This is a genomic window from Duganella sp. GW822-FHT06D06, assembly GCF_058799615.1.
Genome location: NZ_JBXALQ010000009.1, coordinates 50,199 through 64,137 on the forward strand (window position 1 = coordinate 50,199; position 13,939 = coordinate 64,137).

The following is a 13,939-nucleotide window of genomic DNA, read 5'->3' on the forward strand; positions in this document are numbered from 1 at the left end:
GGGTTTACTTTCCGTTGCTGGCGGCGAATTCGTTCAAGTAGTCTACGAGCGCTTGCACGCCCTCGATAGGCATCGCGTTGTAGATCGATGCACGCATACCGCCGACGGACTTGTGGCCCTTCAGTTGCAGCAGGCCGCGCGCTTTGGCGCCGGCCAGGAATGCTTCATTCCGACTTTCGTCCTTCAGGTAGAAAGGAACGTTCATGCGCGAGCGGCTGGTTTTCGCTACGCGGGTCTGGTAAAAATCGCTGGCGTCGAGCGCGTCGTACAGCAGCTTGGCCTTGACGATGGCGCGCTGCTCCATCTCGGCCACGCCGCCCTGCCGCTTCAGCCACTGGAACACCAGGCCGGCGATGTAGATGCCGTAGGTGGGCGGCGTGTTGTACATCGACTCGTTGTCGGCCACCAGCTTGAAGTCGAACGCCGACGGGCAGGCCGGCAGCGCCTTGCCCAGCAGGTCTTCGCGCACGATGACGATGGTGACGCCGGCCGGACCGATGTTCTTCTGGGCGCCGGCGAAAATCAGGCCGTACCTGGAGACGTCGATGCGGCGCGACAGGATGTGCGAGGACATGTCGGCCACCAGCAGCACGTCTGCCTCTGGCGCGGGCACGCCGGCATCGAAGTCGAACTCGATGCCGTCGATGGTCTCGTTGGTGCACAGGTGCAGATAGGCCGCGCCGGGCGTGAGCCGCCACTCCGACTGCGGCGGCACCGACGTCGTCGACGAGGCGGCGACGTTGACGTTGGCGTACTTGGCGGCTTCCTTGATGGATTTGCCCGACCACGAACCGGTGTGGATGAAATCGATGGTCGCTGGCTGCGGCTTGTGGCCGACGAGGTTCAGCGGCACCAGGGCGTTCTGCGATAGTCCGCCGCCCTGCATGAACAAGATCTTGTAGTTGTCCGGTACTGCCAGCAGCTCGCGCAGATCGCGCTCGGCCGCCTTGTAAATCGAAATAAACTCCGGTCCGCGGTGGCTCATCTCCATGACGGACATGCCGCTGCCATGCCAGTCCAGCATTTCGGCAGCGGCCAGCGCCAGCACTTCCTTCGGCAATACGGCGGGGCCGGCGGAAAAGTTATAGATATGAGTCACGTTGCGATCCTTATTTTGCGGTTGGTTTTTCCTGCAGCTTCTGCAGCAACGGGCCGATACGGCGCGCCGCGACCTGCTGGCCGATGCGCATGGATTCGGCCGTCAGCTGCGGCATGGTGGCCAGCATCTTGGCGCCGACCGGGGTGCGGTAGAAGGCGGCGATCTGCTTCAGCTCGTCCGCGCTGTAGGTGCGGGCGTACAGCGGCTCGGTTTCGGCCAGGATGTCGTCGATCATCGCCGGGTCGTTCATGGCCGTTTGCAGCACGTTGATGGCGGCCGGCAGTTCGGCCTCCATCTTGGCCATCGCTTCCTGCTTTTGCGCGGGCGTGGTGTTCGGATTGTTCTTGATGCCGGCCTCGGCGCCGGCGCGCATCGACTGGCCCACGCTCTGCGACATTTGCTGCATCACGCCGGTCATCAGGGTGCGGAAGTTCATGGCGGCGAACAGCTCTTTCGCGGCGGCGGTGGAGGCGGCGTCGGCTTGCGCAAACGCGGGCGCGCCGACCAGGGCGAATGCGGTAACGATGCTTGCTACAATTTTTTTCATAGTCGTCTCAGAAGTTCGTTCGAAAATAAAAAGCGGGATCAGTCTTATTGTCGCATTTATCCGCGCAATAAACCTGACCCCGCTCTCCCCGGACCTGGGTCCGGGGCGGTGTGTGCTAGGACTTACTCAGGTTGAGCTTCGTCTGGCCGGGCTTCGTCCGGCTTGGCGTCAGGGCCCGGTTCCAGCTCGACTTCGTCGATGTCGGTTTCCACCACGCGTTGCAGGCCGGACAGCTTGGTGCCGTCTTCCACCGCGATCAGGGTCACGCCTTGGGTGGCGCGGCCCATCTCGCGGATCTCCGACACGCGGGTACGGATCAGCACGCCGCCGGTGGTGATCAGCATGATTTCGTCGGTCGAATCGACCAGCGTCGCCGCCACTACCCGGCCGTTGCGCTCGGAGGTCTGGATCGCGATCATGCCCTTGGTGCCGCGGCCGTGGCGGGTGTACTCGGTGATCGGCGTACGCTTGCCGAAGCCGTTCTCGGTCGCCGTCAGCACCGATTGCTGCTCGTTTTCCGCCACCAGCAGCGCGATCACGCGCTGGCCTTCGTCCAGGTTCATGCCGCGCACGCCGCGGGCGTTGCGGCCCATCGGACGCACGTCGTTCTCGTCGAAGCGCACCGCCTTGCCGGCGTCGGAGAACAGCATCACGTCGTGCTGGCCGTCGGTCAGCGCGGCGCCGATCAGGAAGTCGCCCTCGTCCAGGTCGACCGCGATGATGCCGGCCTTGCGTGGATTGCTGAAGTCCTTCAGCGGCGTCTTCTTCACGGTGCCCAGGCTGGTCGACATGAACACGTAGTGGTCTTCCGGGAAGACGCGGTTATCGCCGGACAGCGGCAGGATAACGGTGATCTTCTCGTTGTCCGCCAGCGGGAACATGTTGACGATAGGCTTGCCGCGCGAGTTGCGCGAACCCTGCGGCACTTCCCACACCTTGAGCCAGTACATGCGGCCGCGGTTGGAGAAGCACAGGATGTAATCGTGCGTGTTGGCGATGAACAGCTGGTCGATCCAGTCTTCTTCCTTGGTCGCCATGGCCTGCTTGCCGCGTCCGCCGCGCTTCTGCGCGCGGTACTCGGAAATCGGCTGCGCCTTCATGTAGCCGGTGTGCGACAGGGTCACCACCATGTCCTGCGGCGTGATCAGGTCTTCGGTGCCGAGGTCGGTCGCGTTGTGCTCGATGTTGGAGCGGCGCGGGTCCTTCTGCGGGTCGCCGAATTCGTTGACCACGTGGGTCATCTCGTCGGTGATGATGGTGGTCACGCGTTCCGGCTTGGACAGGATGTCCAGCAGGTCGGCGATCTCGGCCATCACGTCCTTGTATTCGTTGACGATCTTGTCCTGCTCCAGGCCGGTCAGGCGCTGCAGACGCATCTGCAGAATCTCTTGCGCCTGGTCGTCCGACAGCTTGTACATGCCGTCCTGCTGCATGCCGTAGTGCTTGGGCAGGTGTTCCGGACGGAAGGCGTCGATGCCGCCGATGGTGGTGCCGTCGGCGGTGCGGGCCAGCATCTCGCGCACCAGCGACGAATCCCAGGAACGCTCCATCAGGCCGGTTTTGGCGACCGGCGGGGTCGGCGCGGCCTTGATGATGGCGATGAAATCGTCGATATTGGCCAGCGCCACGGCCAGGCCTTCCAGCACGTGGCCGCGCTCGCGCGCCTTGCGCAGCTCGAACACGGTGCGGCGCGTGACCACTTCGCGCCGGTGCGACAGGAAGCAGCTCAGCATTTCCTTCAGGTTCAGCAGGCGCGGCTGGCCGTCGACCAGCGCCACCATGTTCATGCCGAAGGTGTCCTGCAATTGCGTTTGCTTGTACAGGTTGTTGAGCACCACTTCCGGCACTTCGCCGCGCTTGAGCTCGATGACCACGCGCATGCCCGACTTGTCGGACTCGTCGCGGATGTCGGAAATGCCTTCGAGCTTCTTGTCGCGGACGTTTTCGGCGATGCGTTCGAGCAGCGATTTCTTGTTGACCTGGTATGGCAGCTCGTCAACGATGATGGCCGTGCGGCCGCCGTCCTTGCCGTACTCTTCGTAGTGGGTCTTGGCGCGCATCACCACGCGGCCGCGGCCGGTGCGATAACCGTCGCGCACGCCGGAGACGCCGTAGATGGTGCCGCCGGTCGGGAAGTCCGGCGCCGGGATCAGTTCGATCAGCTCGTCGATCGTGCAGTGCGGATTGCGCAGCACGTGCAGCGCGCCGGCGATCACTTCGTGCAGGTTGTGCGGCGGGATGTTGGTCGCCATGCCGACCGCGATGCCGGACGAGCCGTTAATCAGCAGGTTCGGGATGCGGGTCGGCAGCACCGTCGGTTCTTTTTCCTTGCCGTCGTAGTTGGGCTGGAAATCGACGGTTTCCTTGTCGATGTCGGCCAGCAGCTCGGCGGAGATCTTGTCCAGGCGGCACTCGGTGTAACGCATCGCCGCGGCGCCGTCGCCGTCGACCGAGCCGAAGTTGCCCTGGCCGTCGACCAGCATGTAGCGCAGCGAGAAGTCCTGCGCCATACGGACCAGCGTGTCGTAAATCGACGCGTCGCCGTGCGGGTGGTACTTACCCATCGTCTCGCCCACCACACGGGCGCATTTGACGTAAGGGCGATTCCACACGTTGTTCATTTCGTGCATCGCGAAGAGGACCCGGCGGTGCACCGGCTTGAGGCCGTCACGCACGTCCGGCAAGGCGCGGCCGACGATCACGCTCATGGCGTAATCGAGGTAGCTCTTGCGCATCTCTTCTTCGAGGGAAATAGGAATTGTTTCTTTTGCGAATTGATCCATTGGCGGGTCGACTGATCTTTGACTGTGGTTTATTAAGCAATGTATGCCGCACTTACTGCATTCTGGCCTCGCCCCTCACTACGGACAGGCAAGCGTGCGATTTTAGCATGCGCGCACAGCAACCAGCACAATTCCGGCGCAGGCCCCGCCGCCACGGGGGGCGCGCACGTTGTAACGCCATGTAATATTCATGACACATTACTCAATTATTATCGATAATCACGTTGCAACAAAACAACATTTTGGTCGGAATCAAAAAGGAGTCTTGTTGGACCCTTTTCACACCCAAAGATAGCTTGTGGCAAAATGGTTCAGAAGTTAATTGCTCGTTTCGCAATCGGGAGACAGGCGCGACGCCCCTGCGTGGTAGAATTCGCCCCACGTATCACTACGTCGCGCAGTTTTTCTGCGGATATCACCCCCGAAAGGAAGAAAAATATGAAAAAACTGATTTCGATGTTGGCCGTATCGGCTGCATTCGCTGGTTCGGCTATCGCCCAAACCGCCCCAACCGCTCCTCCGTATGCTCCAGTTACCCAGGACATCAAGGCAGCAACCCCTAAGAGCGCTTACGTTCAGGATGCCCGCGGCGTTATCGCCCGCGACCCGTTCGGCCTGTGCTGGCGCACCGGCTACTGGACCCCGGCCGATGCCGTTCCAGGTTGCGATCTGCCACTGTGCGTCGAGCCACAGAAACTGGTCGACGGCAAATGCGTCGCGCCAGCAGCTCCAGTTGCTCCAGCACCAGTAGCACCAGCTCCGGCGCCAGCACCTAAGCCAGCCGTCGCCGTGCCTACCGCACAAAAAGTCAGCTTCGCAGCCGACGCGTTCTTCGACTTCGACAAAGCCGTTCTGAAACCAGAAGGCAAGGCGAAACTGGACGACGTCACCTCGAAACTGGGTTCGATCAACCTGGAAGTCATCATCGCCGTCGGCCACACCGACTCCGTTGGTAGCGATGAATACAACCAGAAGCTGTCGGTACGCCGCGCTGAAGCCGTCAAAGCCTACATCATCTCCAAAGGCGTTGAAGCCAACCGCGTGTACACCGAAGGCAAAGGCGAGAAGCAGCCAGTGGCGGACAACAAAACTGCCGAAGGCCGCGCCAAGAACCGTCGCGTAGAAATCGAAGTGGTCGGCACCAGCAAGTAATTGCTCGTTCCATGACTCGCAGCCCCGCTCCGGCGGCAATGCCGTTCGGTTAAGTAGATTTTCTGATGACACGAACGGCGTCACGCTGAGGTAAGGCTTGAACGGCCCGGTCGCATTTGCGACCGGGCCGTTCTTCATTCCGGAGTGCGACCAGCCTTGCACGCGAGCGTTGGATTCGTCACCCGCCGGGGGCGACTATAGTAGTTGAAAGTCAATGTTTACTCCGGGAATTGTTTTCGTGATAACCTGTGCTGCAACGGGAAACCAGGCGCCGCCGGCATCCCCGTCGTCCACGAGGAGTTGCCATGTCACGCATCGAAAGTTCGCCTTCGTTCAGGGTCCAGGGTCCAGTTACCGCTATCGGCCAACTGGTCGAGCAAAAGAAAATGGTGGCCTTCAAGCTGCCCGAGCGCCTGCAGGCCGAACTGGCCCTGCACGACCAGCAGGTGGAGGCGCGGCAGGAAGCCAGCCGGGCAGCCGCAGCAGCCAATCCCGACAAGGTGTTTGCGCAGATCGTCAAGGATGGCCAGGTGGTGGCCATGGTGTACGACAGCGGCAGCGCCTTCACCCAGCAAAACCTGCCCGGCCTCAAGCTCACCGAAGACTTTGCCGGCCAGAGCCTGGCCGACCGGCGCTTGGCGGAACTGATGCGCGCCGTGCCCGGCACGGTGATTTACGATAATTTCCTGCCATTGCCCGGCCAGGCCAGTGCCGGCGACATCAAGTCGTCGTCCAGGGTGGACCAGTCGCTGCTGCCGAAAGTCACCGCGCGCGGCCTGGGCGACATGATGGAAGAGATTGCGGCCGCCCGCGACGCGGCGATGCGGCGCTCTTGATCCTGCCGACGCTGGCGCACTGAAGGGGATCGGCGCAATGGCGACATTAAATATGCCCGCTGCTTTAGAATAGCGGGATTAGTCCCTATGAGCTGAACCGATGAACGCCGATCCCTTAGAACTGCAGAAATTCTCCGACCTCGCCCATCGCTGGTGGGACCCGACCTCCGAGTTCCGTCCGCTGCACGAAATCAACCCGCTGCGCCTGGAATGGATCAACGCGCGCGCGCCGCTGGCCGGCAAGAACGTGATCGACATCGGTTGCGGCGGCGGCATCCTGAGCGAATCGATGGCGCGCAAGGGCGCCAAGGTGACCGGCATCGACCTGTCGGAAAAAGCGCTCAAGGTGGCCGACCTGCACAGCCTGGAATCGGGCGTGGCGGTGCGCTACAGGCTGATCGCCGCCGAAGAGATGGCGGCCCAGGAGGCGGGCCAGTACGACGTCGTCACCTGCATGGAAATGCTGGAGCACGTGCCGGACCCGAGCGCCATCGTGCGCGCCGCCGCCACCCTGGTCAAGCCGGGCGGCCAGGTGTTCTTCTCTACGCTCAACCGCAACCCCAAGGCCTATCTGTTCGCCATCCTGGGCGCCGAATACCTGTTGCGCATGCTGCCCAAGGGCACCCACGACTACGACAAGTTCATCACGCCGTCCGAGCTGTCGCAATACATCCGCAGCGCCGGTCTCGACGTGCAGGGGTTCAAGGGCATGGGCTACAACCCGCTGACCAAGATCTATTCCCTGAACGAGGACACCAGCGTCAACTATCTGGTCGCCACCACCCGTCCGCTGTAAAGTACCGTTTATGAACCAGATCAATCCTCCGCGCGCCATCCTGTTCGACCTCGACGGCACGCTGGCCGACACCGCACCCGACCTGGCGGCCGCCGTCAACCTGCTGCGCACCGAGCGCGGCCTGGAACCGACCGCCTACGAATTGCTGCGCCCGACCGCCTCGGCCGGCGCGCGCGGCATGATAGGCGCGGCCTTCGGCCTGAAGCCGGAGGACGACGGCTTCGTCCCGCTGCGCGACGGCTTCTTCGCCAACTACCAGGCGGCGATGGCGGTGCACAGCGCGCTGTTCCCCGGCATCGTCGAACTGCTGGCCGGCATCGAGCAGGCCGGACTGCGATGGGGCATCGTCACCAACAAGCCGGCCCGCTTCACCGATCCGCTGCTGCCGCAGATCGGCCTGGCGCACGCGGCCTGCGTGGTCTCGGGCGACACCACGGCGCACGCCAAGCCGCACCCGGCGCCGCTGTTCGAAGCGGCCGCCCGCCTCGGCCTGGCGCCGGAGCAATGCTGGTACGTGGGCGACGACCTGCGCGACATCCAGGCCGGCAAGGCCGCCGCCATGCCGACCATCGCCTGCGGCTGGGGCTACTGCGGCCCGCTCGAACCGCAGGGCTGGCAGGCCGACTACCTGTTGGATAGTCCTTCACAACTATTGGTACTCCTGCAAGAATCGTTGTCCGGAAGATCCGAACTGGCGGCATAAGATTGGCGCTTTTGCATTTGATAACGCTAACCGTTGTATAGACGAGTCAGTGGTATCGCTGCCATTTGAACAAGCACACTAATCAGTTGTTCAAGCAGTTTAACTACGCAATAATCGGCACCGACTGCGTAGTATTACTTATTTCCTGCAAGCCACTACCTCGCTGAACGGGAAGGGAGACAGTCACCACTATCTCAACTTTCCAATCAGGAGTTTTATGACTTTTCCTGAGCTGGCTGCCACGACCTCGCAGCCTCACTCTGAGCAATTCGCTGTCTTGGCCTCTCCCTCGTCCGCGGCGGGCGCGCCGCAAAGCTGGATGGTCAGCGTGGCCAACGCCAAATTCCACTGGTACGACCTGGTGGCCGGCTTCCAGCAAGCCCCGGACATCCGCGACCCGATCGGCCGCTACCAGCGCCGCATGCAGTTCGAGCTGGAGGCGGCCGCGGCCCAGCCCCACCTGTTCTTCGCCGTCGTCCGCCCGCGCGTGCGCTTCGACATCAAGGGCACGATCCAGTGGGGCTTCTTCTCGCTCAAGCTGACCTTGCCGCTGCTGCTGGGCGCGGACGAGGCCAGGGAAAGCATCACCATCGAGCTCAAGGTGCCGTTCGCGGCCACCATGAAGAAGCCGACCGTGACGCTGACGCCGAACTTCGTCACCCTGAACTGGGGCGGCCTGATCGAAGCGCTGTCGATCCACGACATCCTGCAAACCTACGCCCATACGCTGAAGATCCCGAGCAAGGTGGTGTATGTAGGCCAGACCCGCGACGACGAGGCCCGCCTCAGCAAGGGCCGCCTGCCGGCGCTGCAAAAGCTGCACGCCCAGCACAGCGAGCATTTCGACACGCTGCTGCTGGTGCAGCAGCTCGACGTGCAGGTCAGCTGCGCCGACGGCGATCCGGCCGCCGCGCCGCACAACGCCCATCCGCTGGCGGCCGACACCTTGCTGGGCGAACGCATGGACGTCATCGAAGCGGCGCTGTCGGGCTACTTCGAGGGCGCCAACCCGCGCACCCGCAACCAGGAGCAGCGCCTGCTGCGCAGCGCCCGCCTGACCGAAATCCAGGCCGAGCACAACCTTGTCCAGTTCACCATCGACCTGCAGTGCGAGGACACCGGCCGCTACAAATACCTGTGCTCCGAGCATGCGGCCAGCGCCAAGCGCCACCTGCTGAGCTGCCACATCGCCAACGGCCAGGCCGTGGCCACGCCCATGCCGCTGCCGCCGGCGGCGAAAAGCGCCAGGGCCTGAGTTCCGCATGCCGGCACGCGTGCGTGCCGGCCTCCGCAGTGTTACATTGTGGTGAGAATTCACATCGTGCCAACTTGCAATATAGAAATATCCGCAGGGACGTACTATACTGTGGGCAACCAATACTTGAGACCCTGGAGCGCACGCCATGACGAGCGATTACAAAGCCATAATCGCTGATGACGACTATCCCGATCCGTCGCCGGAGGAATTGGGCGTGGGGGCATTGTTCGCCGAAGCGCCGGAGCCGTTCCATGACTTGACGGCCGCGCCGGCCGAGCAGATCGACGAGCTGCTGCCGTTGATGCCACAGCGCACCAACGCGCCGCAAACCTGGGCGGTGACCGTGGCCGACGCCAAGTTCCACTGGTACGACCTGGTGGCCGGCTTCCCCGAGATACCCGACATCCGCGACCCGGTCGGCCGCCACCTGCGCCGCATGCAGTTCGACCTGGAAGCGACGATGGAAAAACGGCTGATCTTCTTCGCCATCAACCGTCCGCGCGTGCGCTTCGACACCAGCCGCAGCACCAGCTGGGGCTTCTTCTCGCTCAAGCTGACGGTACCGATCCTGATCGGCGCCGAGGAAAAGCGCGACAGCATCACGCTGGAGCTGGAAGTGCCGTTCGCCGCCACGCTGAAGAAGCCGAGCGTGGTGCTCACCGACCGCTTCATCACCCTGAACTGGGGCGGCCTGATCGAGGCGCTGTCGATCCACGATGTGCTGCAAAAATACGAGAATACGCTGACCTTCCAGAGCAAGGTGCAATACGTCGGCCAGACCAAGGACCCGCTCGGCCGCCTGGCGCGCGCGCGCCTGCCGGCGGTGCAGCGCATCCACCAGCAGAACAACGAGGACAACGACATGCTGCTGCTGATCCAGCGCATGAACGTGGAAGTGATCTCCGACGACGGCGACCCGGCCGAGCTGCCCGCCAACGACAACCCGGTGGCGGCCGACATGCTGCTGAAGGACCGCATCGACGTCATCGAATGCGCGCTGATACGCTATTTCGAAGGCCCGGAGATGCACGGCCGCAGCGACAAGGAAGCCGAGATCCGCAAGCAGCGCGTGCGCCAGGTCAAGGAAACCAATAAGCTGGATATCTTCCGCATCGACCTGCGGCTGGACGATCCGGGCAAGTACCACGACCTGTTTTCCAAGCACGCAGCGGTGTCGCGCAATCACATCATCGACTGCACCATCGTCGACGGCGAGGTGCTGGTCACGCGGGTGCAGGAACAGCTCAAGCCCTAGCCCCCGGCGGCGCGGAAAACGTTTCGGTCACACCACAGCACCTTGATTTCCGGCGCGTTCGATAGGCTTTCCGGTTGACATAGACCGCGCCAGCTCTACACTGAAGATGCAGTCAAAAGAACAATTCTGCTGCGCCGAGCCTTCGGAAATCCTGCCATGCCGGCGCCCTTACTACGGAGAAAAACATGAAATTCGTGCGTCTGTGCGCCGCGCTTGCGGTTTGCTGTGCCTCCACCGTGGCCGCCGCGGCCACTCCCGTGGCGAACTCCTACGATATGCTCAACGGCAATTCCGGCAGCTACCATTACTGGGATGACACTTATTCGGGTGCCGGCTGCGTTACCTGCGACAACGCCAGCCTGAGCGGCGGCCTGGGCCAGCTGACCGACGGCATCGTCGCCAGCGACAACTGGTATGTCACCGAAGCGCCGGGCAATGGTCCGTATGTCGGCTGGGTGCTCGACCCCACCATCAAGTTCCACTTCAACGCGTCCACCAGTGTCGATACCGTCAAGATCCATTTTGACGACGCCGATGGCGCTGGCGGTGTCAGCGCACCGTCCGCCGTCATCATCAACGGCAACACCTATACCGTCGCCGACCCTGCCGGCGGTGCGCCCTTCTGGTTCACCGCCAGCGGCGTCGGCTTCACCGGCAACGACCTGAACGTCACCTTCGTGCGTCAGAACGCCTGGGTGTTCGCCAGCGAAGTGCAGTTCGCCAACGCCGTGCCAGAACCGGAAACCTATGCCCTGATGCTGGCCGGCCTGGCCCTGATCGGCGTCGCTGCCCGCCGCCGTTAAGCAAGAACAGGTCGCCCTGCGCAGGCGCGGCGCCATCGCCGCCGCGCCTGCGCTTGCGCATTGACGATGTTTGCCAACATCTGTCACAAAACCGGAGGCCGGCGCGTCTAAGCTCGACGACCACTACTTTTACTTGCGATGACCGAGACCACCTCCCCCGCCGAACTGGCCACCTTCGCCGCGCTGCGCCCACGACTGTTCTCCATCGCCTACCGCATGCTTGGCACCCGCGCCGACGCCGAAGACGTGGTGCAGGATGCCTGGCTGCGCTGGCACGGCAGCGAACAACAGTCGCTGCAATCGGCCGAGGCCTGGCTGGTGACCATCACCACCCGCCTCGCCATCGACCGCCTGCGTTCGCGCATGGCGGAGCGCGAGTCCTATGTCGGCTGGTGGCTGCCGGAGCCCATCGTCGAACTGGACGAGCGCACGCCGGAGAGCAGCGCGGAGCTGGCGAGCGAGGTGTCGATGGCCTTCCTGTGGGTGCTGGAGCGGCTGTCGCCGGAGGAGCGTGCGGCGTTCCTGATGCGGCAGGTGTTCGACCACGATTACGCCGATATCGCGGGCATGCTGGGCAAGAGCGAATCGGCCTGCCGGCAGATGGTGCATCGGGCGCAGGAGCGGGTGCAGCAGCAGAAGCCGCGCTTCGACGTGCCGAAGGAGCAGCATCGCGATTTGCTGCTCAAGTTCATGGAGGCGGCCAGGGTCGGCGACCGCGCGGCCATGAAGGCGATGATGGCCGGCGACGTGCAGCTGGTGGCCGATGGCGGCGGCAAGGTCAACTCCTTCCTGCACATCCTGCACGGCGCCGGACGCGTGGCCGGCGTGTACTGGTCGCTGGAACACCAGAATCCGAACCGGGTCGCCTACCGGCAGGCGCGCGTCAACGGTGTGCCGGGACTGGTGCGCTATGTGGACGGCAAGCTGGAATCGGCGCAGTCCTTCCAGGTGGAGGATGGGCGCATCGCGGCGATCTTCATCGTGCGCAATCCGGACAAGCTGACCGGGGTGGCGCAATTTATTTGAGATTTTTTTTGAAGAAACTGTCACAGAGCGCGAAGCCGGGGCGTCTTACAGGTATGCAGGGCGCAATGGTGTGCCCTCACTGACTGAAAGGCGTCATCATGAACCACTCCGCACGCATCCCATTCTTCCAACTGGCACAACCCCAGCTGCACGCGATGATCGCGCTGTCCGGCACCGTCAAGAAAAGTTCGCTGGGCGCGCGCCTGGTGGAGCTGATCAATCTGCGCGTGTCGCAGATCAACGGCTGCGGCGTGTGCATCGACATGCACTGGCGTGACCTGATCAAGCAGGACGCCAATCCGCGCCACCTGAACGCCATCGCCGGCTGGCGCGAGGCGCCGTTCTTCAGCGAGCGCGAACGGGCGGCGCTGAACTGGGCCGAGGCGGTCAACGCGATCCCGCAGCAGCATCCGAGCGACGGCGATTTCGCCCTTCTCCAGCAGCATTTCACCGATAGCGAAATCGCCGAGATCAGCTACACCATCGCCGTCATCAAGGGTTGGAACACCATCAACGCCAGCCTGCGCAACCAGATCCCGGAAGTGCCGGCGCCCGGCATGTAAGGTCAGCGCTGGAGGACTTGCGCGACCACGGCGCAGACGTGGTCGACATCCTCGAACGACATCGCCGCGTGCAGCGGCAGGGTGACGGTTTCGCGCGCGATGCGTTCGGCGTTGGGGAACCGGCCGTCGGTGTAGCCGTAGCCGCGGCCGACGGTGGTCAGGTGGCAGGCCTCATACGACATGCCGGTGCCGACGCCCTGCTGCTGCAAGGCGGCGCGGAAGCTCTGGCGCGTGTGGCCGAACTGCTGGTACGGGATCAGCACATTGAACATGTTCCAGCTCTGGCGCGGCACGCCTTGCGGCGGCAGCACCACCCCCGGCACCGGCGGGAATTTTTCGAAGTAGCGTTCGACCAGCGCGGCGCGCTGCGCCAGGAAGCGCGGCAGCTGCCGCAGTTGATGGACGCCGATCACCGCCGACACATCGGACATATTGAATTTGCCGGCGGCGACGGCGACGTCGCGCGTGTCGTCCGGCAGGCGCTTGATGCCGTGGAAGCGCAGCAGGTCCACCAGCTTGGCTTCGTCCTCGCTGGCGACGACGATGGCGCCGCCTTCGATGGTGGTCATGTTTTTATTCGGGTGGAAGCTGAACACGGCGATGTCGCCGAAACCGCCCACCGCTTGGTCTTTCCAGTACGAGCCTTGCACCAGCGCGGCGTCTTCGATCACGCGCAGCTGGTGGCGTTTGGCCAGCGCGTACAAGGCGTCGAGGTCGCCCAGCGCGCCGGGGAAGTGGGTCGGCATGATGGCCTTGGTGCGCGGCGTGATGGCCGCCTCCACTTGCGCCAGGTCGATGGCGCGGGTGTGCAGCTCGCAATCGACAAACACCGGCGTGGCGCCGACCTTGACGATCATGTTCATGGCGGAGAAGAAGGTTTGCGCGGAGGTGATCACCTCGTCGCCGGGACCGATGCCGCACACTTGCAGCGCGATCTCCATCGCCCCCGTCGCCGAGGTCAGTACCCGCGTCGGACGCGCGCCGAAACTCGCCGATAGCGCGCGCTCCAGTTCCGCGACATTGGGGCCGGTGGCTATCCAATTGGAACGCAGCACGGCGGCGACGGCCTGTATGGTGTCTTCATCGAGTTGGGGTTGGGCGAATTTGAGCATGGATGT

The 13,939-nt window shown here is 63.4% G+C and carries 13 protein-coding genes; 9 read left to right on the forward strand and 4 right to left on the reverse strand.

Annotated features, from left to right (window positions below; genetic code table 11):
- Positions 1–4: 4 nt before the first annotated feature.
- The 3 genes from serC to gyrA form a co-directional block, all read right to left on the reverse strand.
- Positions 5–1,099: a 3-phosphoserine/phosphohydroxythreonine transaminase gene (serC, locus tag AC1RMD_RS17630; RefSeq protein ID WP_492927987.1), complete on the reverse strand. Its 1,095-nt coding sequence runs from the start codon at positions 1,097–1,099 to the stop codon at positions 5–7.
- A gap of 10 nt (positions 1,100–1,109) precedes the next feature.
- On the reverse strand, positions 1,110–1,646 hold the full coding sequence (locus AC1RMD_RS17635) for a DUF2059 domain-containing protein (RefSeq protein WP_492927988.1): 537 nt from the start codon (positions 1,644–1,646) through the stop codon (positions 1,110–1,112).
- A gap of 122 nt (positions 1,647–1,768) precedes the next feature.
- On the reverse strand, positions 1,769–4,429 hold the full coding sequence (gyrA, locus tag AC1RMD_RS17640; RefSeq protein ID WP_492927989.1) for a DNA gyrase subunit A: 2,661 nt from the start codon (positions 4,427–4,429) through the stop codon (positions 1,769–1,771).
- A gap of 438 nt (positions 4,430–4,867) precedes the next feature.
- On the opposite strand from gyrA, the gene ompA reads away from it, so the two are divergent.
- The 9 genes from ompA to AC1RMD_RS17685 all read left to right on the forward strand — a co-directional run bounded on the left by ompA (position 4,868) and on the right by AC1RMD_RS17685 (position 12,821).
- Complete coding sequence (gene ompA, locus AC1RMD_RS17645) at positions 4,868–5,581, forward strand: outer membrane protein OmpA (RefSeq protein ID WP_492927990.1); 714 nt, start codon at positions 4,868–4,870, stop codon at positions 5,579–5,581.
- A 305-nt stretch (positions 5,582–5,886) separates the two neighbouring features.
- Complete coding sequence (locus tag AC1RMD_RS17650) at positions 5,887–6,417, forward strand: hypothetical protein (protein ID WP_492927991.1); 531 nt, start codon at positions 5,887–5,889, stop codon at positions 6,415–6,417.
- Between the two features lie 100 nt (positions 6,418–6,517).
- The gene (gene ubiG, locus AC1RMD_RS17655; protein ID WP_492927992.1) at positions 6,518–7,213 is read left to right on the forward strand and encodes a bifunctional 2-polyprenyl-6-hydroxyphenol methylase/3-demethylubiquinol 3-O-methyltransferase UbiG; all 696 of its coding nucleotides are present in this window, start codon (positions 6,518–6,520) and stop codon (positions 7,211–7,213) included.
- A 10-nt stretch (positions 7,214–7,223) separates the two neighbouring features.
- Positions 7,224–7,916 carry an HAD-IA family hydrolase gene (locus AC1RMD_RS17660; RefSeq protein ID WP_492927993.1) on the forward strand — a complete coding sequence of 231 codons (693 nt, stop codon included), beginning with the start codon at positions 7,224–7,226 and terminating at the stop codon, positions 7,914–7,916.
- Between the two features lie 277 nt (positions 7,917–8,193).
- A complete protein-coding gene (locus tag AC1RMD_RS17665; protein WP_492927994.1) occupies positions 8,194–9,171 on the forward strand; it encodes a hypothetical protein in 978 nt (325 codons plus the stop codon).
- 148 nt (positions 9,172–9,319) lie between these two features.
- Positions 9,320–10,429: a hypothetical protein gene (locus AC1RMD_RS17670; RefSeq protein WP_492927995.1), complete on the forward strand. Its 1,110-nt coding sequence runs from the start codon at positions 9,320–9,322 to the stop codon at positions 10,427–10,429.
- Positions 10,430–10,614: 185 nt separating this feature from the next.
- On the forward strand, positions 10,615–11,232 hold the full coding sequence (locus tag AC1RMD_RS17675; RefSeq protein WP_492927996.1) for a PEPxxWA-CTERM sorting domain-containing protein: 618 nt from the start codon (positions 10,615–10,617) through the stop codon (positions 11,230–11,232).
- Positions 11,233–11,370: 138 nt separating this feature from the next.
- Positions 11,371–12,258 (forward strand): RNA polymerase sigma-70 factor, encoded by an 888-nt coding sequence (locus tag AC1RMD_RS17680; protein ID WP_492927997.1) that lies wholly within the window; start codon positions 11,371–11,373, stop codon positions 12,256–12,258.
- 98 nt (positions 12,259–12,356) lie between these two features.
- Positions 12,357–12,821, forward strand: coding sequence for a carboxymuconolactone decarboxylase family protein (locus tag AC1RMD_RS17685; RefSeq protein WP_492927998.1), 465 nt, complete (start codon positions 12,357–12,359; stop codon positions 12,819–12,821).
- Between the two features lie 2 nt (positions 12,822–12,823).
- On the opposite strand, the gene AC1RMD_RS17690 is transcribed toward AC1RMD_RS17685, so the two are convergent.
- A complete protein-coding gene (locus tag AC1RMD_RS17690; RefSeq protein WP_492927999.1) occupies positions 12,824–13,933 on the reverse strand; it encodes a DegT/DnrJ/EryC1/StrS family aminotransferase in 1,110 nt (369 codons plus the stop codon).
- Between the last annotated feature and the right edge of the window lie 6 nt (positions 13,934–13,939).

Coding starts and splice junctions, on each gene's coding strand:
- AC1RMD_RS17635 (WP_492927988.1), bottom strand. CDS start 1,646: ATGAAAAAAATTGTAGCAAGCATCGTTACCGCATTCGCCCTGGTCGGC.
- gyrA (WP_492927989.1), bottom strand. CDS start 4,429: ATGGATCAATTCGCAAAAGAAACAATTCCTATTTCCCTCGAAGAAGAG.
- ompA (WP_492927990.1), top strand. CDS start 4,868: ATGAAAAAACTGATTTCGATGTTGGCCGTATCGGCTGCATTCGCTGGT.
- AC1RMD_RS17650 (WP_492927991.1), top strand. CDS start 5,887: ATGTCACGCATCGAAAGTTCGCCTTCGTTCAGGGTCCAGGGTCCAGTT.
- ubiG (WP_492927992.1), top strand. CDS start 6,518: ATGAACGCCGATCCCTTAGAACTGCAGAAATTCTCCGACCTCGCCCAT.
- AC1RMD_RS17660 (WP_492927993.1), top strand. CDS start 7,224: ATGAACCAGATCAATCCTCCGCGCGCCATCCTGTTCGACCTCGACGGC.
- AC1RMD_RS17670 (WP_492927995.1), top strand. CDS start 9,320: ATGACGAGCGATTACAAAGCCATAATCGCTGATGACGACTATCCCGAT.
- AC1RMD_RS17675 (WP_492927996.1), top strand. CDS start 10,615: ATGAAATTCGTGCGTCTGTGCGCCGCGCTTGCGGTTTGCTGTGCCTCC.
- AC1RMD_RS17680 (WP_492927997.1), top strand. CDS start 11,371: ATGACCGAGACCACCTCCCCCGCCGAACTGGCCACCTTCGCCGCGCTG.
- AC1RMD_RS17685 (WP_492927998.1), top strand. CDS start 12,357: ATGAACCACTCCGCACGCATCCCATTCTTCCAACTGGCACAACCCCAG.
- AC1RMD_RS17690 (WP_492927999.1), bottom strand. CDS start 13,933: ATGCTCAAATTCGCCCAACCCCAACTCGATGAAGACACCATACAGGCC.